Origin of the sequence: Aeromonas sp. sif2416 (assembly GCF_019218665.1) — a bacterium.
Classification (GTDB): Bacteria; Pseudomonadota; Gammaproteobacteria; order Enterobacterales; family Aeromonadaceae; genus Aeromonas; species Aeromonas encheleia.
This window is the reverse complement of record NZ_JAHUXC010000005.1, coordinates 300,017-320,702: the sequence shown is the minus strand read 5'-3', so window position 1 is coordinate 320,702 and position 20,686 is coordinate 300,017. Positions and strand designations below refer to the sequence as shown.

Sequence of the window (20,686 nt, the reverse complement as noted above, 5' to 3'; positions counted from 1 at the left end):
CCCTTCAAGTCCAAAACAAAAGGCGCCCGCGGGCGCCTTTTTTCATGGTGACGGCACTCAGTGCCGCAGCCCGGTGCCACGGGAGATCAGCCACCAGGCCAGGCCGTAGAGCGCGACTATGAAGCCGATGATGATGAGGTAGGCGGTGCCGAGCGGCACGTCGGAGATACCGAGGAAGCCGTAACGGAACGCGTTCACCATGTAGATGATGGGGTTCACCTGGGAGACCCCCTGCCAGAACGGCGGCAGCAGCGTGATGGAGTAGAAGACCCCGCCGAGGTAGGTGAGCGGCGTCAGCACGAAGGTGGGGATGATGCTGATGTCGTCGAAGGTCTTGGCAAACACCGCGTTGATGAGCCCGCCCAGGGAGAACAGGATCGAGGTCAGCAGCACGGTGAAGCAGACGCTGAACAGGTGGTGGATCTGCAACGGCACGAAGAACAGCGACACCAGGGTGACGATGAGGCCGACGCAGAGACCCCGCGCCACACCGCCGCCCACGTAACCGGCGATGATGATGTAGTTCGGCACCGGTGCCACCAGCAGCTCCTCCACGTTGCGCTGGAACTTGGCGCTGAAGAAGGAGGAGGCGACGTTGGAGTAGGAGTTGGTGATGACCGACATCATGATGAGGCCGGGCACGATGAACTCCATGTAGCTGAAGCCCCCCATGTCACCGATGCGCGACCCTATGAGGTTGCCGAAGATGACGAAGTAGAGGCTCATGGTGATGGCCGGCGGCACCAGGGTCTGCAGCCAGATCCGGGTGAAGCGGACCACTTCCTTGGTCAGTATGCTCTTGAAGGCGATGTAATAGGTGTTGGCGTTCATGCTTTACGGCCCTCTTCCACCAGGTTGACGAACAGCTCTTCCAGCCGGTTGGCCTTGTTGCGCATGCTCTGCACCTGCACCCCCTGAGCGGACAGCTGCTCGAACAGGCTGTTGAGGGACTGGCTCTTGTCCAGATCCACCTCCAGGGTGTGCTCATCCTGCATCCGCCCCTGGAATTCGGGCACATGGGGCATGGCACTGCCGGGCGCCAGATCCAGCATGAAGGTCTCGCGCCCCAGCTTGCCGAGCAGCGCCTTCATGCTGGTATTCTCGATGAGGCGGCCCTTGTCGATGATGCCGATGTTGCGGCACAGCATCTCGGCCTCTTCCAGATAGTGGGTGGTGAGTATGATGGTGACCCCCTGCTCGTTGAGCTGCTGCAGGAACTGCCACATGGAGCGGCGGATCTCGATGTCCACCCCGGCGGTCGGCTCATCCAGGATCAACAGCTTGGGCTCATGCATCAGGGCGCGGGCGATCATCAGGCGGCGCTTCATGCCACCGGAGAGGGTGCGGGCCGGCGCGTCGCGCTTGTCCCACAGATCGAGCTGGCGCAGGTACTTCTCGGCCCGGATCTTGGCTTCGCCACTCGGTACGCCGTAGAAGCCGGCCTGATGGATGACGATCTGGCTCACCTTCTCGAACTGGCTGAAGTTGAACTCCTGCGGCACCAGGCCGAGCTGGGCCTTGGCCTGCTCCAGCTGGCCGTCGATGTCGTAGCCGAACACCTTCACCTTGCCGGCGCTCTTGTTCACCAGCGAGCTGATGACGCCTATGGTGGTGGACTTGCCCGCCCCGTTCGGGCCGAGCAGGGCGAAGAAGTCCCCCTGCTTGACGGTAAGATCTATGCCCTTAAGGGCTTCGACGCCCCCCTGATAGGTCTTTTTCAGGCCGCTGATTTCCAATGCGTTCATTGCAACCCCTGTGATGGAATGGCCCATCTCGAGACAGAAAAGGCGGCCAAGGCCGCCTGCAGACAGTCGATGGCGGCGGCCATGCTGCCTATGTCACTGCTGAGCCTTGCTTATTCTTGCGGAACTACCTTGCCGATGAACGGCAGATTACGATACTTCTGGGCGTAATCGATACCACAGCCCACCACGAATTCGTCCGGAATGGAGAAGCCGATCCAGTCCACCGGCACATGTACCTCACGGCGGGACGGCTTGTCCAGCAGGGTGCAGATGGCCAGGGATTTCGGCTCGCGCAGGGAGAGGATCTCGCGCACCTTGTTGAGGGTGTAACCGGTGTCGATGATGTCTTCGACCAGCACTATGTCCTTGCCCTTGATGTCGTCATCCAGATCTTTGAGGATGCGCACGTCACGGGTGCTGTGCATGCCGGAGCCATAGCTGGAGGCAGTCATAAAATCCAGGGTGATGGGCAGTTGGGTCTGACGGCACAGATCGGCCAGGAAGACGCAGGAGCCGCGCAGCAGGCCAATCATGACCACTTCATCGGAACCCTGGTAACGGGCGGTGATCTCTTCACCCAATTTGGCGATCCGGGCGGCGACGTCGGCCTCGGAGATCATCACCTCGACAGTGTGTTTCATCACATACTCCATTCATGGCCAAAGGGTTATTGGCCGTTCATTTGCATCAAAACCGAGGATTCTACCATTCCAGCCGGGAGGCGTCAGGCATACGTGATGCTTTTATCGGCTTATTTTAATTGATAGAGTTAGCGGGCCTTTGGGCATTATCGGTGACAATACTATAAACACCATAATCAATAACTATTAGATGAAAAAACTATGGAACCACGCGCAGAAATAAGACGTCGAACCCGGCTTTCGCCGGAGGCTCGCCGTGACCAACTGATGGAGTGTGCCATCGAGGTATTCTCCCGTCGCGGCATTGGCCGTGCGGGACATGCCGAGATCGCGGAACAAGCCAAGGTATCGGTCGCGACCGTATTCAACTATTTCAACACCCGTGAAGATCTGGTCGATGAAGTGCTGGCCGAGATCGAGCGCTTCGTGCAACAGATCCTCGAGCAGGCTTATACCGGCCAGGGTCCGGTCAGCGACAGCATTCACCGTCACGTGAAGCTGTTCGTCGACGCCGCCTACGATAGCCCGGACCATGCCAGTATCTGGCTGGAATGGAGCTCGTCGGTACGGGAAGAGGTGTGGCCCCGCTACACCCGCTTGCTGGACCGGGCGCTGGAACGCATAGCGCCCCACCTGCAGGCCGCCATGGACAGTGGCGAGATCCAGAGCGTGCTGTCGGCGCAGGATCTGGCCCGCTCCCTGACCGGGTTTGGCTACGTCATGATGCAGATGATCAATCAGCCCCAACGCCCATCCCGGGAAGAGGTGACCGATTTTCTGTTCAAGTATGTGACGGCCCCCATTCAGGTCGCCTAACCCGCCTCGCCAATAAAAAAGCGGCGCCGGACTGTTCAGGTCGGCGCCGCTTTTGTTTGCCTGCCGTCTGGCTCAGGGCTGGGCATAGCCCCAGCGCTGGGTCAGCGCATGCTCGACCCCGAGGTGATCCAGGATCCTGGCCACCATAAAGTCCACCAGATCCTCGATACTTTTCGGCTCATGATAGAAACCGGGGGCGGCCGGCATGATGGTCACCCCGAGCCGCGCCAGCTTCAACATGTTCTCCAGATGGATCGCCGAGAAGGGGCTCTCCCGCGGCACCAGGATGAGCTGGCCACGCTCCTTGATCACCACGTCAGCCGCCCGCTCCAGCAGGTTGTCGGAGGCGCCGTTGGCAATCGCCGAGACTGTGCCCATAGAGCAGGGGCAGACCACCATCTGTTTCGGCGCCGCCGAGCCGGAGGCCACCGGCGAGAACCACTCCTCCTTGCCGCAGGCCACTATCTGCCCTTCCCTGGCGCCATACTGGCGGCAGAGGTAGGCAGACAGCTCCTTCGGCGAGCCGGGCCAATCCTGCTGCTGCTCGGTCTTGAGCACCACCCGGGCGGCGGAAGAGGCCAGCAGATAGACCCTATAGTCCGCCTGCACCAGACACTGCAACAGGCGCAGGGCGTAGGGGGCGCCGGAGGCACCGGTCAACGCCAGGGTGATCTGTTTACTCATGACTTGCCTTGCTTGAGGCGGGCGAGCAGCTTGTCGTGAATGCCGCCGAAGCCGCCGTTGCTCATGATCAGAATATGATCGCCGGCACGGCTCTCGGCCACCAGCCGGTCGATCAGGGTCTCCAGCTCGTCGAATACCCGGGCCGGACGGCTCATGTGGGCCGTCACCTCGGCCAGATCCCAGCCGATGTTGGCCGGCTGGAAGAAGAGCACCTCGTCGGCGTCGTCGAAGCAAGCGGCCAGCTCCTCCTTGTGCACCCCGAGCTTCATGGTGTTGGAGCGCGGCTCCAGCACCGCCAGGATGCGGGCCTTGCCTACTTTAGCGCGCAGGCCACCCAGGGTGGTCTCGATGGCGGTCGGGTGGTGGGCGAAGTCGTCATAGACGCTGATGCCCGCCACCTCGCCCTTGAGCTCCATCCGCCGCTTCGGCGACTTGAACTGGCACAGGGCGGCAATGCCGTGCTCCACCATGACGCCGGCATGACGGGCGGCGGCGATGGCCATCAGACCGTTGCTGACGTTGTGCTCGCCGATGCACTCCCAGTGCACCTCGCCCTGCTTCTGCCCATCCAGCCACACCTCGAAGGCGGAGCCGTCGTCTGCCAGCTTGACCGCCTTCCACTTGGCGTCGTCCTGACCCACCAGCTCGACCTCGCTCCAGCAGCCCATCTCGCGTACGGCGCCGAGGTTCGCATCGGCCTGAGGGAACAGCACCCGGCCATTGCTCGGCACTGTGCGCATCAGGTGGTGGAACTGACGCTGGATGGCGGCGAGATCCGGGAAGATGTCCGCGTGGTCGAACTCCAGGTTGTTCATGATCAGGGTGCGGGGATGGTAGTGCACGAACTTGGAGCGCTTGTCGAAGAAGGCGCAGTCATACTCGTCCGCCTCGATGACGAAGAAGGGAGCGTCCCCCAGGCGGGCGGAGACCGGGAAGTTGCCCGGCACGCCACCGATGAGGAAGCCCGGCGCCAGTTTGGCGTACTCCAGCACCCAGGCCAGCATGCTGGCGGTGGTGGTCTTGCCATGGGTGCCCGCCACGGCCAGCACCCAGCGATCCTGCAGCACATGCTCCAGTAGCCACTGGGGACCTGAGATATAGGGCAGATTGCGATCCAGCACATACTCCACGCAGGGGTTGCCACGGCTCATGGCGTTGCCGATCACCACCAGATCCGGCGCCGGATCGAGCTGGGACGGATCATAGCCCTCGGTCAGCTCTATGCCCTGCTGCTCGAGCTGGGTGCTCATGGGGGGATAGACGTTGGCATCGGAGCCCGTGACTCTATAACCCAGCTGCTTGGCCAGCACGGCGACGCCGCCCATGAAGGTGCCGCAGATACCGAGGATGTGAATGTGCATACCGCTTCCCGTTCCTGTAGAGAGAGCGAGCATTCTAGCAAGATGGCGCCAATTTGGCAGACCCAAGCTGACCGGCTGCAGCCAACTCTGTCGCAGTGCCCTCGAAATATGGTCATTTGATTCGACATCGCTATAATATCGGCCTGCAAACTTGACTCCAACACTGAAGGAAACGTCATGAGCCTGAACCTGGTACCGGCTGGCAAGAGCCTGCCTGACGACATCTATGTCATCATCGAAATCCCGCAGAACGCCGACCCGATCAAATATGAAGTCGACAAGGACAGCGGTGCCATCTTCGTTGATCGCTTCATGTCCACCCCGATGTTCTACCCGTGCAACTACGGTTACGTGAACGCCACCCTGTCTCTGGATGGGGATCCGGTCGACGTGCTGGTGCCGACTCCCTACCCACTGCTGGCCGGCTCCGTCATTCGCTGCCGCCCGGTCGGCGTGCTGAAGATGACCGACGAATCCGGTGAAGATGCCAAGATCGTGGCCGTGCCGCACTCCAAGCTGACCAAGCAATACGATCACATCAAGGATGTGAACGATCTGCCTGAGCTGCTGAAGGCCCAGATCCAGCACTTCTTCGAGCGCTACAAAGAGCTGGAAGCGGGCAAGTGGGTCAAGGTAGAAGGTTGGGGCGACAAGGCCGCAGCAGAAGCCGAGATCGTCACTTCTGCCGAGCGTTACGCCGCCAAGTAAGCGTATTTCTCGCAATAAAAAGGCGCCTCATGGCGCCTTTTTATTTGCTCTGGGCTGATGACCCGGCGTTAGCCCCGGCGGATCGCCCTGGATATAGATGTCGCGCCCATTCTGACGGTAGGGACGGTAATAACTGTCGCCGCAGTGGTAATCCTCGCCCCTGCCCCCCACCAGCTCGCAGTTGACCGGCAACACCTCCAGCCACTTGACCGCCTGCTGCAGACGCAGCCACTCCTGCCACTCGTGCTCCCGCGCCAGCTGATCCCGCAGGGCAAAGGTGTCCGCCGTGGACATTCCCTGATTGACGATCACCTGGCCCGCCAGCGCCGGCAGCGCGACAGACATCAGCAAGAGCATCGAGATAGGCTTCATGATCGCTCCCTGTGCGACTTATTTTCAGAATTAAATTTAAAGCTTTATCAGGCGATTACCAACTTCAATGCAATTGAAGTAATCCAAAACCTGCCGCCTCACCTAGTTGTTTAGTATCTATCGGCGCGGGATGCAGCATCATGAAACTGGCACAAGGAGTGCTGTGGAGTCTAGTGTTTGCCGCCGCGGCCGGTGCCCAGGAGGTCAACCTCAGCTGGCAATGGCAGTCCGCCGACGGCCAGCTCAAGCACCTGCAACTGAGCACGGATGAGCGCGTCATCTCGGCCAGCCGTCACGAGATGACCCTGCTCGACGCCTCCCTCAACTATCCGCTGGAGACCCTCTACTCCTACATCAGCCCGCGGCTCTATAACAGCATCAACCAGATCAATCAGAGCAGCCCGGAGACCGCCACCAAGTTTCGCAACCTGGAGCAGGCCTTCACCCTGCACGACGACAGCCTGGAGTCGAACCAGTTCTGGCAGGCCTATCAGCAATATCAGGAAGATGCCTTCTACCAGATGCGGGTGCTGCCCTGTGTGCACCCGGCCAATCGCAAGCTGCCCTGCGTGCGGCCCAACTACTCCCAGCTGTTCTATCAGTTCAAGGGCGATCTCAAGCCGCTGGCCCAGCAGTTTTCGGCCAAGGATCTGGCCACCAGCGTCAATCTGCTGCAGGAGTGGTTAAACGGCATCCCCACCCCTCCCGAGCAGATGGATCACTTCGCCCCCCCCTTGCAGGCGCTGCAGGACAACAAGGCCGACAGCGACGAGAAGGCGCTGCTGATGGCCAGCCTCTTGGCCGAGCTGGCGCCCCAATACATGCTCAGCATCATCTATCCCAACATCAGCATCGGCAGCGTCTCCCCGGCCTGGCTCGCCATCACCGCCGACAGCGGGCTGAAAGGTGACACCCTGGTGATCGGCAATCAGCGCCACGTGCTGCTGACCGGCTCCCCCCTGCTGGCCCAGCAGATGACCATGGCCCAGATCCCGCTGGTCAGTGAACCCCTCTACTGAACCACACTCCTCAAACCAGTTGATAAGACGTTGATTTTTATCGACTGCGTGCCATCCTAGCCGCCCTTGCCAGCCGCCCCTCCGCGCTGGCGGGCAGTACAATCCGAACGGCCACCACATTATTTAACACTTTTTAAACAGATCCGATCAGTTTAGGATGAGTACTGTCCCATTCCCTCAATCATGAAATCGTTATAACATAACAAAGGAGTGTCATCAGGATGAAACATCTCGTACTTACCCTGGCGCTGCTGCCAGGCCTGGTCATGGCCCACAACCTCAAGGAATCAGCCCAGGTACCACCGGTCAACATCGGTGACAAGGGTGAGCTGGTGCTGCAGGACAAGGCGATAAGCTATCAGCCCTGGCAGAGCAAGGTGCTGGCCGGCAAGGTCTTCTTGATCCAGCACATCGCCGGTCGCTCCAGTGCCAAGGAGTTGAATGCCCCCATGATCGAGGCGATCAAGGCGGCCAAGTTGCCCCATGATCAGTACCAGACCGTCACCATCATCAACAGCAATGACGCCATCTGGGGCACCTCCGGTTTCGTGAAGAGCAGTGCAGAAGACAGCAAGAAGGAGTTCCCCTGGTCCGTCATGGTACTGGATGCCAAGGGCATGGCCCGCAACGCCTGGGATCTCGCGCCGGAGAGTTCGGCCATCATACTGCTGGATAAAGAGGGCAAGGTGCTGTTCGCCAAAGATGGCCAGCTCGATGCCACCAACATCGCTACCGTGATGGGGCTCATCAAGTCCCATCTCTGAATCAGAGAGTAAGGGCGCTGATGGCGCCCTTTCCATAAGGGTCTATGGGTCGTTTCAAGCTGAAAATCTGGTTGTTGCTGCTGGGCTGGTTGTGGTTGCAACCGGCACTGGCGCAGCATCCGCTGGAAGCGAGCCTGCCTGACCACGGCCACCATTGCCTCATCTGCGCCCTCCATCTGGATGGCAAGCTGGCCCTGACGCCCACTCCTCTTGTCCCTGCCCCACAGTTTGCCAGCTTTCCGCCCGTTATCCCCGGTTTCCCCCTGCTCGGCAACCCCGCCTCGCCTCACTACAGCATCCGCGCCCCGCCGGCCTCCCATCGTTGAACCAACTGAATATTTCTCTTATTAATTGATGGTTTAAAAGGATAAACGATGAAAGCAGTCACCCTGTTACTGGCGGCCGCCGCCTTCGGCGTACAAGCCAATCACGACGACCATGAGAGCCATGGCCACGGGGCCCACGAGCATGGCCACGGCCACCTCAATCTGGTGCTCGATGGCAACCAGCTGATGATCGAGCTGCAGGCGCCTGCCGCCGATCTGGTGGGCTTCGAGCATGCCGCCAGGAGCGATGAGGAGAAGGCGCAGTACGCCAGGGCGCTGACTAGGCTCCAGCAGCCGGATGCCCTGTTCCGCCTCGATCCTGCCGCCGGTTGCACCCTGACCCGGCAGGAGATCAATGCCGCCAAGGAAGAACACGACCACGCTCATGACCATGAAAAGGCGGACGGCGATCAGGATGAGCACCACCATGATGAGGCGGGTCACGCCGACATGGGCGCCATGTACACCTACACCTGCGAGGCCCCGGCCAAACTCACTGGTCTCGAGGCCACGCTGTTTGCCGTCTATCCGAGCCTGGAGAAGCTGAGCGTGCAGGGCATCTTGCCCAACGGCCAGACCGCGGCCGAGTTGACCCCGTCCGCCTACCAACTGAGCTGGTGACACCATGAAAAACGCCGTGGTTGAGATCCGCGATCTGGCCTTTGCCTGGCCGGGTCACGAGGCCGTACTCGATCTGCCCGCCCTGTGCATCCAGCAGGGGGAGCGGGTCTTCATCAAGGGGCCCTCGGGCTCCGGCAAGTCCACCCTGCTCGGCTTGCTGGCCGGGATCCAGACCGCCAACCACGGCACCCTGGAGGTGCTGGGCCAGCCATTGGCCCAGCTCTCTGGCCGCGCCCGTGATCACTTCCGGGCCGCCAATCTGGGTTACATCTTCCAGCAGTTCAACCTGCTGCCGTTTTTATCCGTGCTGGACAATGTCACCGCCGCCCTCAGCTTCTCGCCCCAGAAGCGAGCCCGCCTGCAAGGGAGCCCAGAGCTGGAGGCACGCCGGCTGCTGGGAGAGCTGCAACTGCCAAACGAGGCGCTGCACAGACCCGTCCACGCCCTGAGCATCGGCCAGCAGCAGCGGGTCGCCGCCGCCCGCGCCCTGATCGGCTCGCCACCTCTGGTGATCGCCGACGAACCCACCTCGGCCCTCGATACCGACAACAGAGCCGCCTTCATCAAGTTGCTGTTCGAGGAGTGCGACAAGCAGGGCAGCACCCTCATCTTCGTCAGTCACGATCCCTATCTCGAGCCGCTCTTCCTCCGGGTAGAGAATCTGCAACAGCTCAACCGGAGGGCCGCATGATGACGCCACATGATCACCGCCGCCCGACCGTATCCGCCCCGGCGGACCAGTCCTCCTCCAGGATCTGGAGGCCGTCATGCTGAAACTTGCCCTGCAGAGCCTCTGGGCCCGTCGCCTCACCGCCGGACTCACCCTGCTGGCCGTGGCCATCAGCGTCACCCTGCTGCTCGGGGTGGAGCGGGTGCGTATGCAAGCCCGCGAGAGCTTCGCCAACACCGTCTCCGGCACCGATCTCATCGTCGGCGCCCGCTCCGGCCAGGTGAACCTGCTGCTCTACTCGGTATTTCGCATCGGCAACCCCACCAACAACGTCGGCTGGGATACCTATCAGACCATCAAGCAGAGACCGGGAATCGCCTGGACCATTCCCCTCTCCCTCGGCGACTCCCACAAGGGATTCCGGGTGCTCGGCACCAACGGGGACTACTTCCTCCACCTGAAATATGGCCAGCAACAGTCGCTGCAACTGCGTGAGGGCCGGGCATTCGAGACGCCGTTCGAGGCGGTACTCGGCGCCCAGGTGGCCGAGAAGCTGGGCTATCGACTGAACCAGTCCATCGTCATCGCCCATGGCGCCGGCAACACCTCCTTCAGCCAGCATGACAACCTGCCGTTCAAGGTGGTGGGGATACTGGCACCGACCGGTACCCCCATCGATCGCACCGTGCATGTGCCGCTCGCCGGGATTGAGGCCATTCACCTCGGCTGGGACAGCGGTCGCCACAGCAAGAACGTCACCGCCGAGCAGGCGCTGGCGCAGGATCTCACCCCCAAGACCATCACCGCCTTTATGGTGGGCTTAAGCAACCGCATCCTAGCGTTCCAGCTGCAACGGGGCATCAACACCTACCCCGGTGAGCCGCTGATGGCCATTCTGCCGGGCGCCGCCCTGCAGGAGCTGTGGAGTCTGATGAGCGTGGCCGAGACGGCGCTCTCGGTGATCGCCGGCTTCGTGGTGGTGGCGGGCCTCATCGGCATGCTGACCACCCTGCTGGCGGGGCTCAACGAGCGGCGCCGGGAGCTCGCCATACTGCGCTCCCTCGGCGCCGGCCCATCCCACCTGTTCCTGTTGCTGGCGCTGGAGGCGATGGCGCTCACCACGATCGGGATCGCCCTCGGGGTGGCGGTGCTCTACCTGGGACAGGGGCTTGCCACCCCCTGGCTGCTCGGCCACTATGGCCTGCAATTAAGCTTGGGGCTGCCGAGCGCCTATGAGTGGCAGTTGCTGGGGCTGGTCTGGCTGGCCGGCATGGTGATCGGCCTGCTGCCCGCGGCCCGCGCCTACCGCTACAGCCTGAGTGATGGCATGAGTATCCGGATATGAGGATGACGAGGTGGATGAGGCCAATGCTGTGGCTAGCCCGCTACCGGCGGCCCGTGTCCACCATTCGCTACCGCCTGAGCGATGGCATGAGCATTCGCGTCTAGTGACCACACCGGAATAAACACAGAAGGACAGATGATGAAGTGGAAGATAATGGCGCTGCTGGCCAGCCTGCTGGTGCTGCCGGCCCTGGCCGCCGACTACAAGACCATCGACTGGGACATTTTGATCCCGGAAGGTGAAAAACTGCTGCCGCCCCCCCAGGTCAGCCACGATGGCAACCTGGCCTCGGTGCCGCAGCCGGTCGGCGGCGTCAACAAGAAGCTGGATCAGCAGGATGTACGCATCCCGGGCTTCGTGGTGCCGCTGGAAGGCGACGCCAAGACTATCACCGCCTTCCTGCTGGTGCCCTACTTCGGGGCCTGCATCCACGTGCCGCCCCCGCCCACCAATCAGGTGATCTATGTGAGTTATCCCAAGGGCGCCCCGGTGGATGATCTCTGGGACGCCATCTGGGTGAAGGGCAAGATGCGCACCATCAGTTCAAGCCACGAGATGGCCACCGCCTCCTACTCCATGGACGCGGTCGAAGTCAGCGTCTACGAAGAAGAGTGAGTCCGGTCATAAACCGCCGGAAGCAATCGAAAGCGAGTCAGCTCAGCCGTAGTGGCGCTGACCACAGGCAGCATCGCCATGATGGCCTCCCGCGGGAGGCCATTTTTTATCCCGCTGACCACCGTGACGGGCCCCTGCCTGAGGGATTGTTCGCCCGCCCGGTTGGAGTAACATTCAATACCAGCCCTATTCAACCCCTGGATCATGGAGCCAGCATGGCCGATCTGCCGCCCCCCAAGAAAGAGAGTTCCATCCTGAGCAGCCAGGAGCAGACCCTACGCCTGGCCCGCAGCCGTGGCATAGACGGCATGCTGACCCGCAACAGCGACAGCACCTTCGAGCAGCGCGCCACCTTCCGCCAGCTGGCGGATCAGGCCGCCCGCCAGCGCAACCTGGAAGCCATCATGGTGATGGCGTCCCGCCACTGCGAGGAGACGGCCGCCGGCGGCGAGATGGACAGCGACTGGCTGACCCGCTTCCTGCAACTGGCCGAAGACATCAGCATGGTGCCCATGCAGCAGCTGTGGGGGCGGATCTTCGCGCTGGAGGTGGCGACCCCGGGTCGCTTCTCCATCCGGGCCCTCAGCACCCTCAAGGAGATGACCCAGCGCGAGGCCCAGCTGTTCCAGCGCATCTGCGCCCTCTGCTGCCACTATGAGGGCAGCGAAGAGCAGCGTCTGTTGCTGGGCATGCACAAGGGCGCCAGCCTGCTCAGCCGGGCCAAAGTCACCCGCATGGGGCTTGGCAAGTATCGGGTGCCCTACAGCGCCCTGCTGCTGCTGTTCGATCTGGGCCTGCTACACCGGGGCGAGCTCGAATCCGGCCCGCTGCCCGCAGACGGCGTCGAGCTCGCCTTCGGCAATCAGCGCTGGCGCCTGCGTCAGCGCCAGGGCAACCTCACCCTGCTCTACTACCGCCTCACCCCGGTCGGCAACGAACTCGCCCTGCTGTTGCAGGAGCCTCCGCTGGAGGAGTACCTGCAAGACCTGAAGACCTTGCTGACCACCAACCTGCAGATCGAGACCCTGATGCTGGCCCCGGCCAGCGAGCCTGATCTCCCCAGCTGATCCCGGCGGGCCCTTGGGCTTCCCCCTGACTGCCCAGCGGCCGACAAAGGCCATGGGCCCGGTATCGTCACAGATACCGGGCCCATGAGCATGACAAGGTCAGCGTGAGCGCAATCCATTTCTTGATCTTGCCCATAAAACCACCCTCTCCCGCTTCCCACACCAGCCCCATTCGGTAACATGGTCGTTCTCGGTAATGTCTCGTCGGAGTCAGCAATGAGCCAGACCAGAGCAAAAACCCAATTAAATACCAGCAGACTGGAGGCTGTGATTCAGGGGCGGTAGCGTGGTTTTTGTAGGTTGACGCAGAGCGTAGCAAAGCCCAACAGACGAGCATTATCACGCCAACCAGAGCGGTATAAACATGGATTGGGTCGTTCGGTAAAAAATTTTCAGATACGTTTCGCGGTAAACGTTGGGCTTCACTTCGTGTAGGTTGGTGCAGAGCGCAGCGAAGCCCAACAGACGAGCATTATTACGCCAACCAGAGCCGGATAAACATGGATTGGGTCGCTCGGTAATACAAATTTGCAGATACGTTTCGCGGTAAACGTTGGGCTTCACTTCGTTCAGCACCAACCTACGATTTTTAGCCCAACATACGAGATAGGGAATATCTTGGGTTATGAACCCACGGGTTTAACGCTCTCGACAGTAGGCAGTTCTGTGTATCGAGTTGGCGGAAATAAAATTGTTAAATACTGGATTCAGCATGAAAATTAGGGTTTGCATAATCAGCTCGAATTACATCTTGGGCAATTCAGCTAACAAACACCTCAAGAAGGACTGTCAACGCGTGGCGTTTCCAGTTCCATTGAACCGCGATAGTTACATTTATAGTCGTTGAGTTTAGTGGCAATGCGTTGCCAGCCCCTTGGTGGGCGTTACAAATCACAAGGACGTGTCATGAAAATATTATTTTTTGGAGCCGTGTTTTTACTTAGTTCAAGTGTGTTAGCCAACCCATATAAAAGTGAATTTGTTGATGTTTCATTTCAAATACAAGAAGGTAAAAAAACGTTTCAACTGGTCTGTCAACCCAACCTCACCATGGGGGAGCTGCCAAAAAACTGGGTTGATGCTTGTAATGATATTGGCAAGAAGCTTTTGGAGTTAGCTGTCGAAAGCGGAATTAAGGTAGACCCCGTTGACAACGCATTTGGTTTGGCTGGTGAACTTGCTCAAAAAATGTCTAGTGACTTACCAGAGAATGTTGTCCCTACACAAATTATTAGCCGTGAATTTGGTGGTTAATCGCTTATAGCAAGGTGCTAGTGTCAACAGCAGCCAGGCCGGGGCGGTTTACACTGCGCTTCAGCCGCCCTTTATCCATTTGCGGGTAAATGAAGGTTTCGGCACCTATTAGCGCACAGCCTTTTTCTCATCACTATTAAGGGATAAGATGCAAATCTGGGCAATATCTTTACTCTTGCTCTTTTTGACATGTTCGGTGAGCGCGAAAGATACCATGACTCGCACTGCGAGCAGGGATGATGGCTCGCATATCTCCTATTATCTGGTCCAACATGCCCATGATGCAGATACCTTGCTGTTGATTCTGCAAGGCTCTGATTGCAACAGTGTGCTGAACATAGGCTCAATACTTGCCGACTATAAAAATGTTTGGCCAGAAGCTGATATTTTGCTCATCGAAAAGTACGGCATTGATAATAAATTAAAATACAGTGCTGACACGGCACGCAAGGACTGCCCTGCTCAATACCTTGAAAAGGATAACCCTACCCAGCGAGTCGCTGACATCAAGGTTGTGCTCGATACCGTTCGAAAAAATGGCCAATACAAGAAGTTCATCCTCTTGGGCGGCAGTGAGGGTGCAGTTATCGCCAACCTGGTTACCGCAGACGTTGACTATATCGATGCCACTATATCCTTTAATGGAGGTGGTCGCTGGTTTATTGACGATGTTTCACACAGTATCGCTGCAAAAAATGAAAACATCGAAGAGGCGAGAAAAGACATCTATGGCTTTAAAGGATTTTCCGAACATGTACTTAATAGTAAACCATTTGAGCTTGAAGTCAGCGGGCATGGTTATCACTGGTGGCATCAGATACTCTCCATCGATCAGCTTGAGACTCTTCAAAAAATACACTCTCCTTTGCTGATAGTTCAGGGAGGGAGAGACACTTCGGTATCACCACAAAAAACAGATGAAATGATGCAGCGCCTCAAAGAAATCGGGAAGAACACTATTGAATATCGGCGTTATGAAGAACTCGACCATGGATTGAAAAATAGTGACGGAAAAAGCCTGCGCAAGGAGGTTGTCAGCGATATTAATATATGGTTACAGTCCAAGTTAGGCGCCCCGAAGAAGTACAACGTTCACTGATTGAGACTTACTGGTGTCGCATTGATTTAAATTCTTATTTTTTATCACGACTGTCAGAGTGGAAGGGGGTTATAAAAAGTGGCACTAATGAGTGAGCACCACCTTCCTTCCAATCACTGCTATACAAAAAACCAATACGGACATAGGAATGGTAATGGAACAAGAAAGTTTAGTTGAGATAGCGATTGAGTATTTCAAGAAAGTAGATGCAGGTGACCCCAGCTATCTTGACCTGTTCTCGGAGAATGTTGACTTTTTCTTCCCCAAATTTGGGCAGGCTGAAGGAAAGGATGCATTAGTTGAGTTTGGTAATAGGATTGGTAGCTCACTCACCAGCATCTGGCACGACATAGATGGCTTTAAGATAACGACTGCTGGCAACACTGTGATTGTCGAGGGGCAGGAGGGGGGAGTGATGAGTGATGGCACCTCTTGGCCGGACAATAACATCTCCATGGGGCGGTTTTGTAGTGTATTTGAATTTACTGGAAAACTAATAAGTCGTATGTATGTGTATGTAGACCCCGACTTTCCGAGTAGAGATTTGGAAAGGGTTGCAGTGTTGTCAGGGGAAATTAACGCATAACAAACTGTTCAAAAGCGATTCGCAACGCATGGTATTTTTACTATGCGTTACATTTTGTGTTTGAGCTGGTTTGCAGCGGCATCGGTATTGCATTTCTCACACCTTAACAGGGTGTTATATGCTTGGAGTAAAAATGGACGACATCCTAGATTTAGCATTGGAGGATCTGAAAGAAAAATATGCGCCTCATACAATCATTCTTTATGGTTCTCATGCACGCAATGAAGCAACCGAAACGAGTGATATAGACTTAGCGTGTTTCTGTAATCGCCCGGATGAACAGAAAGATGCAAGGTTATTTCACGGTGTTTATCTTGATGTATGGGTTTACCCAACCGCTTTTCTAAACTCAATTCCCAAAGAAGCTCTTCGCTTCGGAGATGGAAAGGTAATTCATGATACACAAGGTTTAGGAAGCGACTACTTAGCTAAAGTGAAACAAAAGCTCGCAGATGGCAAACCGCCAATGTCTGATGCAGATAAGGCACACCTTCAAGAGTGGGTAATGAAAATGCTAGGGCGTGCGCATGATAAAGACTTAGATGGTAATTATCGCCGTACTTGGCTCCAACATGATCTTTTAGAAATATATTTTGAAATTCGTGGGTTGTGGTATTTAGGCTCAAAGAAAAGCTTCAATCATTTACAGCAGCACGACCACCCCACTTTCAGTTTATTTGAAAAGACGTACAAAGATCCGTCAAACCTTGATTTGTTGGCAGCCTTAGCAAAGCAAGTAGTACGCATATAACAAACTGTTTAAGAGTGATTCGCAACATATGGCATTTTTACTATGCGTTGCGTTTAGTGTTTAAGATGGTTTACAGAGGCTTTTGTATTGCGTCGCTCACACCTTAACAGGGCGTTATACAAAAGGGTGAGATCGGAATACTGAGGAATTCGCGAGTCAGTTAAAAACCGAATTGGCCCCCTCACCTTTTGAGTGCAGCATAGCGGCCGGACGAGCTACGACCTTCCCTCACGTTAGAACGGGCACGGGTATGCGCCCGTTCTTGGCAAAAAGCCCTGCATGAGATTCGCGGTGCAATCTACAGCGCTATTGCGCCCTACATCTCAAAAGCGCCCAGCGGATAAATGGCGGCGACAAAGGGAATAGCCGGGTGGAAACAAACAAGGGGGCAAATGCCCCCTCGAAGATCAATGTTCGGTGCTGACAATCTCTCTCAGTCGAGCAGCCCACGCTGCCGCAGGGCGCTGAGCAGCTCATCCACTAAGGCCGCCACCGGCTTGCTGGCGTTCAGCAGGTGGATTTCCGGCTGCTCCGGTGCCTCATAGGCGGAGTCGATACCGGTAAAGTTGCGGATCTCGCCGGCTCTGGCCTTCTTGTAGAGCCCCTTGGGATCCCGCTCTTCGCACACGGAGAGCGGCGCATCGACAAACACCTCGACAAACTCGTCCGCCCCCAGCAGATTGCGCACCAGATCCCGCTCGGCACGGAACGGCGAGATAAAGGCGGTGAGCACGATGAGGCCCGCATCCACCATGAGTTTCGCCACCTCGCCGACCCGGCGGATGTTCTCCTGACGGGCGGCGTCGTCGAAGCCGAGATCACCGCACAGGCCGTGGCGCACGTTGTCGCCGTCCAGCAGATAGGTGTGCTTGCCCTCGGCGGCCAGCGCCTGCTCCAGGGCCCCGGCCAGGGTGGACTTCCCCGCCCCGGAGAGCCCGGTAAACCAGATCACCAGTGGCTTTTGTCCCTTCAATTCAGAGCGGCTCTGTTTGTCGACGGCATGGGCATGCCACACGATATTGCTCATTCAAACTCCTTGCGAGGCAGCAGGGCCCCAAAACGAAGAGGGTGGCGCCTCAGAACGGAAACAGCAGGGGCACCATGCAGATCACCCCCAGGCTGTAAGCCAGCGACACCGGCAGGGCCAGCTTGAGGTAGTCCGGCATCTTGTAGTTGCCCGCCGCATAGACCATCAGGTTGGTCTGGTAGCCATAGGGCAGTATGAAGCTGGAGCTGGCACCAAACAGCACCGCCAGGATGAACGGCATGGTCGACACGTCCATGCTGAGCGCCAGTTGGTAGCCCATGGGGAAGGCCAGCGCCGCCGCCGCGTTGTTGCTCATCAGCTCGGTCAGCACCAGGGTGAACAGGTAGATGCCGATGAAGGCGATGAGCGGGCTGGCGCCGTTGAACTCCCCCATCAGCCAGTCGGCGATGACCCGGGCCAGACCACTGTGCTCCAGCTGATCGGCGATGGCGAGCGCGCCCCCCACCACCAGCCAGATGTCGAGAGGGAAGCGGCGACGGATCTCGTCCAGGGTCAGGATGCGGCTAAGCAGCAGCACCACCAGCATCACCAGCAGCCCCTTGAACAGCGGCACCAGCTCGAACACCGACAGCGCCAGCACCCCGATAAAGCCCAGCACCACGGCAGCGCTGCGGCTGCCATCGAGCCGGGTGGAGGCTTCCAGCCCGCTCACCACCACGAACTCCCGCGACAGGGACTTGTTGCTGGCAAACTTGGGGCCGGGGGCCAGCAGCAGGGTGTCGCCAGCGTGCAGCTCGATCTGGCCGAGGCCACCGGTGAGCTGGGTCTCGCCACGGCGCACCGCCAGCACCACCGCATCGAAGTGGGTACGAAACTCCGCATCCTTGATGGATTGCCCCACCAGCCGCGAGCTGTGGCTGACGATCACCTCCACCAGGTGCTGGCCGTTGAGACGGTGCTGGCCGTAGAGATCCAGCCCCTTGAGCTCCTGCAGCACGCCGACACTCTCCACGTCACCGCAAAACAGCAGCATGTCCCCCTCGTGCAGCTCATGCTCCGGCTGCACCGGGCAGATCACCTGATCGCCGCGGATGATCTCCGCCAGATAGAGGCTCTTGAGGCTGCGCAGGCCGTTCTCCTTGACGCTGCGCCCGGCCAGCGGCGAGCCGGGGCCCACCTTGGCCTCGAGGAAGTAGCCGGACTCCCGGCTCATCTCGGTATCCTGCTCCGGCAGGTGGCGCGCAAACAGCAGCACGGCCACCAGACCGGTCAGCAAGGTCCCAGCCCCCACCATGAAGAAGTCGAACATGCCGAGTGGCGGGGCCCCCATCTTGATGAGGAAGCTGTTGACGATGAGGTTGGTGGAGGTGCCGATCAGGGTCAGCACGCCGCCAAAGGTGGCGGCGAAGCACATGGGCAGCAGCAGCCGGGAGGGGGCATGGTTGGGGTTGCGTTTGACGGCCCCCAGCATGGAGGCCACCACGGCGGTGTTGTTGACGAACGCCGACAGGAAGGCGGTGGAGAACCACAGCTTCACCAGCACCTTGTTGAAGGAGCCGGTGCCCACCAGGTTGGCGAACCAGCTCATGACCCGGGTCTTCTCCACCGCCAGCGACACCAGCAGCAACAGCACCAGGGTCAGCAGGGCGCTGTTGGTGTAGCCCGCCACCACGGCGTTGATGTCTGCCAGCCCGCTCAGGTAGGTGATGAGCACGGCGCCCGAGAACAGCAGCGCCGGACGGAGTTTGCCCTGGATCAGCAGGGCCACGAGCGCAGCCAGCAGACCCAGCACCAGGGATTGTTGCCAGGTCATGGGCTCATTCCTTCCCGATGGAGAGGGCTTGCCAGTGCGGGAAGTGCTTGCGCACCAGGGCGTTGAGCTCGATCTCGAACTCGCTGTAGTGCCCTGCTCTGCCAGCAAGAGTCACCACCTTCGCGGCCAACCCTTCCACTATCATGCCCGCCCCCACGGTGACGTTGGTCAGCCGATCGATCAGGATGAAGCTGCCGGTGTCGCGGATATCCGTATAGGGATCGTACGCCACCGGGTCGGTGAGGCTCAGCTCGCACAGGCCGATCTCGTTGAGTTTCAGCTCGCTCGCCGCCAGCTCGCCCAACTTATTGATCTCGATGCGATGGCGGATGGCCTCCACCTGACCGCGGCTCTTCTTGGTGGCCAGCTTGACGTCATAGACCCGGCCCGGTTGCAGGGACTCCTCCCCCATCCAGACGATGTGGGCCAGCAGGTTCTGGGTCACCTGGGGTTGCCGTGCGGCATCCACCAGCAGATCGCCGCGACTGATGTCGATCTCGTCGGCGAAGGTGACTGTGATGGCCTGGCCCGGCAGGGCGTAGTCCAGATCCCCATCGAAGGTGACGATGCGGGTCACTGTGCTCTGCTTGCCGGACGGCAGCACCGCCAGCCGGTCGCCGACCCGCAGGATGCCGGCGGCGAGGGTGCCCGCGAAGCCGCGAAAATCCAGGTTGGGGCGGCTGACATACTGCACCGGCAGGCGCACCGGATGGCGCTCCAGCTCGCGCTCCACCTCGGCATTCTCCAGCAGGGAGAGCAGGGTCTCCCCCTGATACCAGGCCAGCTTGTCGCTCGGGTTAACCACGTTGTCACCGTCCAGCGCCGAGACCGGCACAATCTGGATGTTGTCGACGCTGAGCTTGCTGGCGAACTCGCGATACTCGGCGCTGATGCGCTCGAACACCTGCTGGCTGAACTCCACCAGATCCATCTTGTTGACCGCCACCACAAACTGTTTTATCCCCAGCAAACTGGCGATAAAGCTGTGGCGGCGGGTCTGATCCAGCACCCCCTTGCGGGCGTCGATCAAAATGATGGCGAGATCGCAGGTGGAGGCACCGGTGGCCATGTTGCGGGTGTATTGCTCGTGGCCCGGGGTGTCCGAGATGATGAACTTGCGCTTCGCCGTGGAGAAATAGCGGTAGGCCACGTCTATGGTGATGCCCTGCTCGCGCTCGGCCTGCAGGCCGTCCACCAGCAGCGCCAGGTCGAGCTTCTCGCCCGTGGTGCCGAGCTTCTGGCTGTCGGACTCCAGCGCCTTGAGCTGATCTTCATAGATCTGCTGGGAGTCGTGCAGCAATCGGCCGATCAGGGTGCTCTTGCCGTCATCCACGCTGCCGCAGGTGAGAAAACGCAGCAGGCTCTTGTGCTGCTGGGCGTGCAGGTAGGCTTCGATGCCCTGCTCTGTGATGGCGGTCTGAATGTGGTTGTTCATGTGTCG

At 59.0% G+C, this 20,686-nt stretch carries 23 protein-coding genes; 14 read left to right on the top strand and 9 right to left on the bottom strand.

Features of this window, described 5'->3' with window-relative positions; translation table 11 throughout:
* Positions 1-57 precede the first annotated feature (57 nt).
* The 3 genes from KW821_RS12600 to hpt form a co-directional block, all read right to left on the bottom strand.
* Entirely contained in the window at positions 58-831 is a 774-nt protein-coding gene (locus KW821_RS12600) for an ABC transporter permease (RefSeq protein WP_042652993.1), read from the bottom strand.
* Positions 828-1,745, bottom strand: a complete 918-nt coding sequence (locus KW821_RS12595) for an ABC transporter ATP-binding protein (RefSeq protein ID WP_042652994.1) — start codon at positions 1,743-1,745, stop codon at positions 828-830. Before KW821_RS12595 ends, KW821_RS12600 begins: the two co-directional genes overlap by 4 nt.
* Before the next feature lie 110 nt (positions 1,746-1,855).
* Positions 1,856-2,386 carry a hypoxanthine phosphoribosyltransferase gene (hpt, locus tag KW821_RS12590; protein WP_042653310.1) on the bottom strand — a complete coding sequence of 177 codons (531 nt, stop codon included), beginning with the start codon at positions 2,384-2,386 and terminating at the stop codon, positions 1,856-1,858.
* Positions 2,387-2,587: 201 nt separating this feature from the next.
* On the opposite strand from hpt, the gene KW821_RS12585 reads away from it, so the two are divergent.
* On the top strand, positions 2,588-3,202 hold the full coding sequence (locus tag KW821_RS12585; RefSeq protein ID WP_042652995.1) for a TetR/AcrR family transcriptional regulator: 615 nt from the start codon (positions 2,588-2,590) through the stop codon (positions 3,200-3,202).
* Between the two features lie 72 nt (positions 3,203-3,274).
* On the opposite strand, the gene KW821_RS12580 is transcribed toward KW821_RS12585, so the two are convergent.
* A complete protein-coding gene (locus tag KW821_RS12580) occupies positions 3,275-3,886 on the bottom strand; it encodes a flavin prenyltransferase UbiX (protein WP_218291672.1) in 612 nt (203 codons plus the stop codon).
* Positions 3,883-5,247, bottom strand: coding sequence for a UDP-N-acetylmuramate:L-alanyl-gamma-D-glutamyl-meso-diaminopimelate ligase (gene mpl / locus KW821_RS12575; RefSeq protein WP_218291671.1), 1,365 nt, complete (start codon positions 5,245-5,247; stop codon positions 3,883-3,885). Before mpl ends, KW821_RS12580 begins: the two co-directional genes overlap by 4 nt.
* A 177-nt stretch (positions 5,248-5,424) precedes the next feature.
* On the opposite strand from mpl, the gene ppa reads away from it, so the two are divergent.
* Positions 5,425-5,955 (top strand): inorganic diphosphatase, encoded by a 531-nt coding sequence (gene ppa / locus KW821_RS12570; protein WP_005313216.1) that lies wholly within the window; start codon positions 5,425-5,427, stop codon positions 5,953-5,955.
* Positions 5,956-5,982: 27 nt separating this feature from the next.
* On the opposite strand, the gene KW821_RS12565 is transcribed toward ppa, so the two are convergent.
* Positions 5,983-6,327 carry a hypothetical protein gene (locus KW821_RS12565; RefSeq protein WP_218291670.1) on the bottom strand — a complete coding sequence of 115 codons (345 nt, stop codon included), beginning with the start codon at positions 6,325-6,327 and terminating at the stop codon, positions 5,983-5,985.
* A 140-nt stretch (positions 6,328-6,467) separates the two neighbouring features.
* On the opposite strand from KW821_RS12565, the gene KW821_RS12560 reads away from it, so the two are divergent.
* From KW821_RS12560 to KW821_RS12500, 12 genes are all read left to right on the top strand, one after another.
* On the top strand, positions 6,468-7,346 hold the full coding sequence (locus KW821_RS12560) for a hypothetical protein (protein ID WP_042652999.1): 879 nt from the start codon (positions 6,468-6,470) through the stop codon (positions 7,344-7,346).
* A 221-nt stretch (positions 7,347-7,567) separates the two neighbouring features.
* Positions 7,568-8,110 (top strand): YtfJ family protein, encoded by a 543-nt coding sequence (locus KW821_RS12555; RefSeq protein WP_218291669.1) that lies wholly within the window; start codon positions 7,568-7,570, stop codon positions 8,108-8,110.
* 44 nt (positions 8,111-8,154) lie between these two features.
* Positions 8,155-8,436: a hypothetical protein gene (locus KW821_RS12550; protein ID WP_218291668.1), complete on the top strand. Its 282-nt coding sequence runs from the start codon at positions 8,155-8,157 to the stop codon at positions 8,434-8,436.
* Positions 8,437-8,484: 48 nt separating this feature from the next.
* Positions 8,485-9,057, top strand: coding sequence for a DUF2796 domain-containing protein (locus KW821_RS12545; RefSeq protein ID WP_042653002.1), 573 nt, complete (start codon positions 8,485-8,487; stop codon positions 9,055-9,057).
* A gap of 4 nt (positions 9,058-9,061) precedes the next feature.
* Positions 9,062-9,748 carry an ABC transporter ATP-binding protein gene (locus KW821_RS12540; protein ID WP_218291667.1) on the top strand — a complete coding sequence of 229 codons (687 nt, stop codon included), beginning with the start codon at positions 9,062-9,064 and terminating at the stop codon, positions 9,746-9,748.
* Between the two features lie 76 nt (positions 9,749-9,824).
* The gene (locus tag KW821_RS12535) at positions 9,825-11,072 is read left to right on the top strand and encodes an ABC transporter permease (RefSeq protein WP_218291666.1); all 1,248 of its coding nucleotides are present in this window, start codon (positions 9,825-9,827) and stop codon (positions 11,070-11,072) included.
* Between the two features lie 135 nt (positions 11,073-11,207).
* Positions 11,208-11,687 carry a DUF3299 domain-containing protein gene (locus KW821_RS12530; RefSeq protein ID WP_082029992.1) on the top strand — a complete coding sequence of 160 codons (480 nt, stop codon included), beginning with the start codon at positions 11,208-11,210 and terminating at the stop codon, positions 11,685-11,687.
* A 215-nt stretch (positions 11,688-11,902) separates the two neighbouring features.
* A complete protein-coding gene (locus KW821_RS12525; RefSeq protein ID WP_218291665.1) occupies positions 11,903-12,754 on the top strand; it encodes a TIGR03899 family protein in 852 nt (283 codons plus the stop codon).
* 906 nt (positions 12,755-13,660) lie between these two features.
* Complete coding sequence (locus KW821_RS12520; protein WP_218291664.1) at positions 13,661-14,008, top strand: hypothetical protein; 348 nt, start codon at positions 13,661-13,663, stop codon at positions 14,006-14,008.
* A gap of 148 nt (positions 14,009-14,156) precedes the next feature.
* The gene (locus KW821_RS12515; protein WP_218291663.1) at positions 14,157-15,107 is read left to right on the top strand and encodes a S9 family peptidase; all 951 of its coding nucleotides are present in this window, start codon (positions 14,157-14,159) and stop codon (positions 15,105-15,107) included.
* Positions 15,108-15,261: 154 nt separating this feature from the next.
* Positions 15,262-15,693 (top strand): nuclear transport factor 2 family protein, encoded by a 432-nt coding sequence (locus KW821_RS12510; protein WP_256353458.1) that lies wholly within the window; start codon positions 15,262-15,264, stop codon positions 15,691-15,693.
* A gap of 133 nt (positions 15,694-15,826) precedes the next feature.
* Positions 15,827-16,444, top strand: a complete 618-nt coding sequence (locus tag KW821_RS12500) for a nucleotidyltransferase domain-containing protein (RefSeq protein ID WP_084228317.1) — start codon at positions 15,827-15,829, stop codon at positions 16,442-16,444.
* 433 nt (positions 16,445-16,877) lie between these two features.
* Here the strand turns inward: KW821_RS12500 and cysC are convergent, their stop codons facing one another.
* From cysC to cysN, 3 genes are read right to left on the bottom strand one after another with little or no spacing between them, the layout of a single operon-like run.
* Complete coding sequence (gene cysC / locus KW821_RS12490) at positions 16,878-17,471, bottom strand: adenylyl-sulfate kinase (RefSeq protein WP_218291661.1); 594 nt, start codon at positions 17,469-17,471, stop codon at positions 16,878-16,880.
* Positions 17,472-17,520: 49 nt separating this feature from the next.
* Positions 17,521-19,245 (bottom strand): SLC13 family permease, encoded by a 1,725-nt coding sequence (locus KW821_RS12485; RefSeq protein WP_218291660.1) that lies wholly within the window; start codon positions 19,243-19,245, stop codon positions 17,521-17,523.
* 4 nt (positions 19,246-19,249) lie between these two features.
* The gene (gene cysN / locus KW821_RS12480) at positions 19,250-20,680 is read right to left on the bottom strand and encodes a sulfate adenylyltransferase subunit CysN (protein WP_218291659.1); all 1,431 of its coding nucleotides are present in this window, start codon (positions 20,678-20,680) and stop codon (positions 19,250-19,252) included.
* Positions 20,681-20,686 lie beyond the last annotated feature (6 nt).

What these genes read in the sequence shown, in the direction of transcription:
- KW821_RS12580 (WP_218291672.1), bottom strand. Translation starts at nt 3,886, where the DNA reads ATGAGTAAACAGATCACCCTGGCGTTGACCGGTGCCTCCGGCGCCCCC.
- KW821_RS12600 (WP_042652993.1), bottom strand. Translation starts at nt 831, where the DNA reads ATGAACGCCAACACCTATTACATCGCCTTCAAGAGCATACTGACCAAG.
- KW821_RS12595 (WP_042652994.1), bottom strand. Translation starts at nt 1,745, where the DNA reads ATGAACGCATTGGAAATCAGCGGCCTGAAAAAGACCTATCAGGGGGGC.
- KW821_RS12565 (WP_218291670.1), bottom strand. Translation starts at nt 6,327, where the DNA reads ATGAAGCCTATCTCGATGCTCTTGCTGATGTCTGTCGCGCTGCCGGCG.
- KW821_RS12545 (WP_042653002.1), top strand. Translation starts at nt 8,485, where the DNA reads ATGAAAGCAGTCACCCTGTTACTGGCGGCCGCCGCCTTCGGCGTACAA.
- cysC (WP_218291661.1), bottom strand. Translation starts at nt 17,471, where the DNA reads ATGAGCAATATCGTGTGGCATGCCCATGCCGTCGACAAACAGAGCCGC.
- ppa (WP_005313216.1), top strand. Translation starts at nt 5,425, where the DNA reads ATGAGCCTGAACCTGGTACCGGCTGGCAAGAGCCTGCCTGACGACATC.
- KW821_RS12540 (WP_218291667.1), top strand. Translation starts at nt 9,062, where the DNA reads ATGAAAAACGCCGTGGTTGAGATCCGCGATCTGGCCTTTGCCTGGCCG.
- KW821_RS12500 (WP_084228317.1), top strand. Translation starts at nt 15,827, where the DNA reads ATGGACGACATCCTAGATTTAGCATTGGAGGATCTGAAAGAAAAATAT.
- KW821_RS12560 (WP_042652999.1), top strand. Translation starts at nt 6,468, where the DNA reads ATGAAACTGGCACAAGGAGTGCTGTGGAGTCTAGTGTTTGCCGCCGCG.
- KW821_RS12520 (WP_218291664.1), top strand. Translation starts at nt 13,661, where the DNA reads ATGAAAATATTATTTTTTGGAGCCGTGTTTTTACTTAGTTCAAGTGTG.
- KW821_RS12515 (WP_218291663.1), top strand. Translation starts at nt 14,157, where the DNA reads ATGCAAATCTGGGCAATATCTTTACTCTTGCTCTTTTTGACATGTTCG.
- KW821_RS12525 (WP_218291665.1), top strand. Translation starts at nt 11,903, where the DNA reads ATGGCCGATCTGCCGCCCCCCAAGAAAGAGAGTTCCATCCTGAGCAGC.
- KW821_RS12535 (WP_218291666.1), top strand. Translation starts at nt 9,825, where the DNA reads ATGCTGAAACTTGCCCTGCAGAGCCTCTGGGCCCGTCGCCTCACCGCC.
- KW821_RS12510 (WP_256353458.1), top strand. Translation starts at nt 15,262, where the DNA reads ATGGAACAAGAAAGTTTAGTTGAGATAGCGATTGAGTATTTCAAGAAA.
- KW821_RS12530 (WP_082029992.1), top strand. Translation starts at nt 11,208, where the DNA reads ATGATGAAGTGGAAGATAATGGCGCTGCTGGCCAGCCTGCTGGTGCTG.
- hpt (WP_042653310.1), bottom strand. Translation starts at nt 2,386, where the DNA reads ATGAAACACACTGTCGAGGTGATGATCTCCGAGGCCGACGTCGCCGCC.
- KW821_RS12550 (WP_218291668.1), top strand. Translation starts at nt 8,155, where the DNA reads ATGGGTCGTTTCAAGCTGAAAATCTGGTTGTTGCTGCTGGGCTGGTTG.
- mpl (WP_218291671.1), bottom strand. Translation starts at nt 5,247, where the DNA reads ATGCACATTCACATCCTCGGTATCTGCGGCACCTTCATGGGCGGCGTC.
- KW821_RS12485 (WP_218291660.1), bottom strand. Translation starts at nt 19,245, where the DNA reads ATGACCTGGCAACAATCCCTGGTGCTGGGTCTGCTGGCTGCGCTCGTG.
- KW821_RS12585 (WP_042652995.1), top strand. Translation starts at nt 2,588, where the DNA reads ATGGAACCACGCGCAGAAATAAGACGTCGAACCCGGCTTTCGCCGGAG.
- cysN (WP_218291659.1), bottom strand. Translation starts at nt 20,680, where the DNA reads ATGAACAACCACATTCAGACCGCCATCACAGAGCAGGGCATCGAAGCC.
- KW821_RS12555 (WP_218291669.1), top strand. Translation starts at nt 7,568, where the DNA reads ATGAAACATCTCGTACTTACCCTGGCGCTGCTGCCAGGCCTGGTCATG.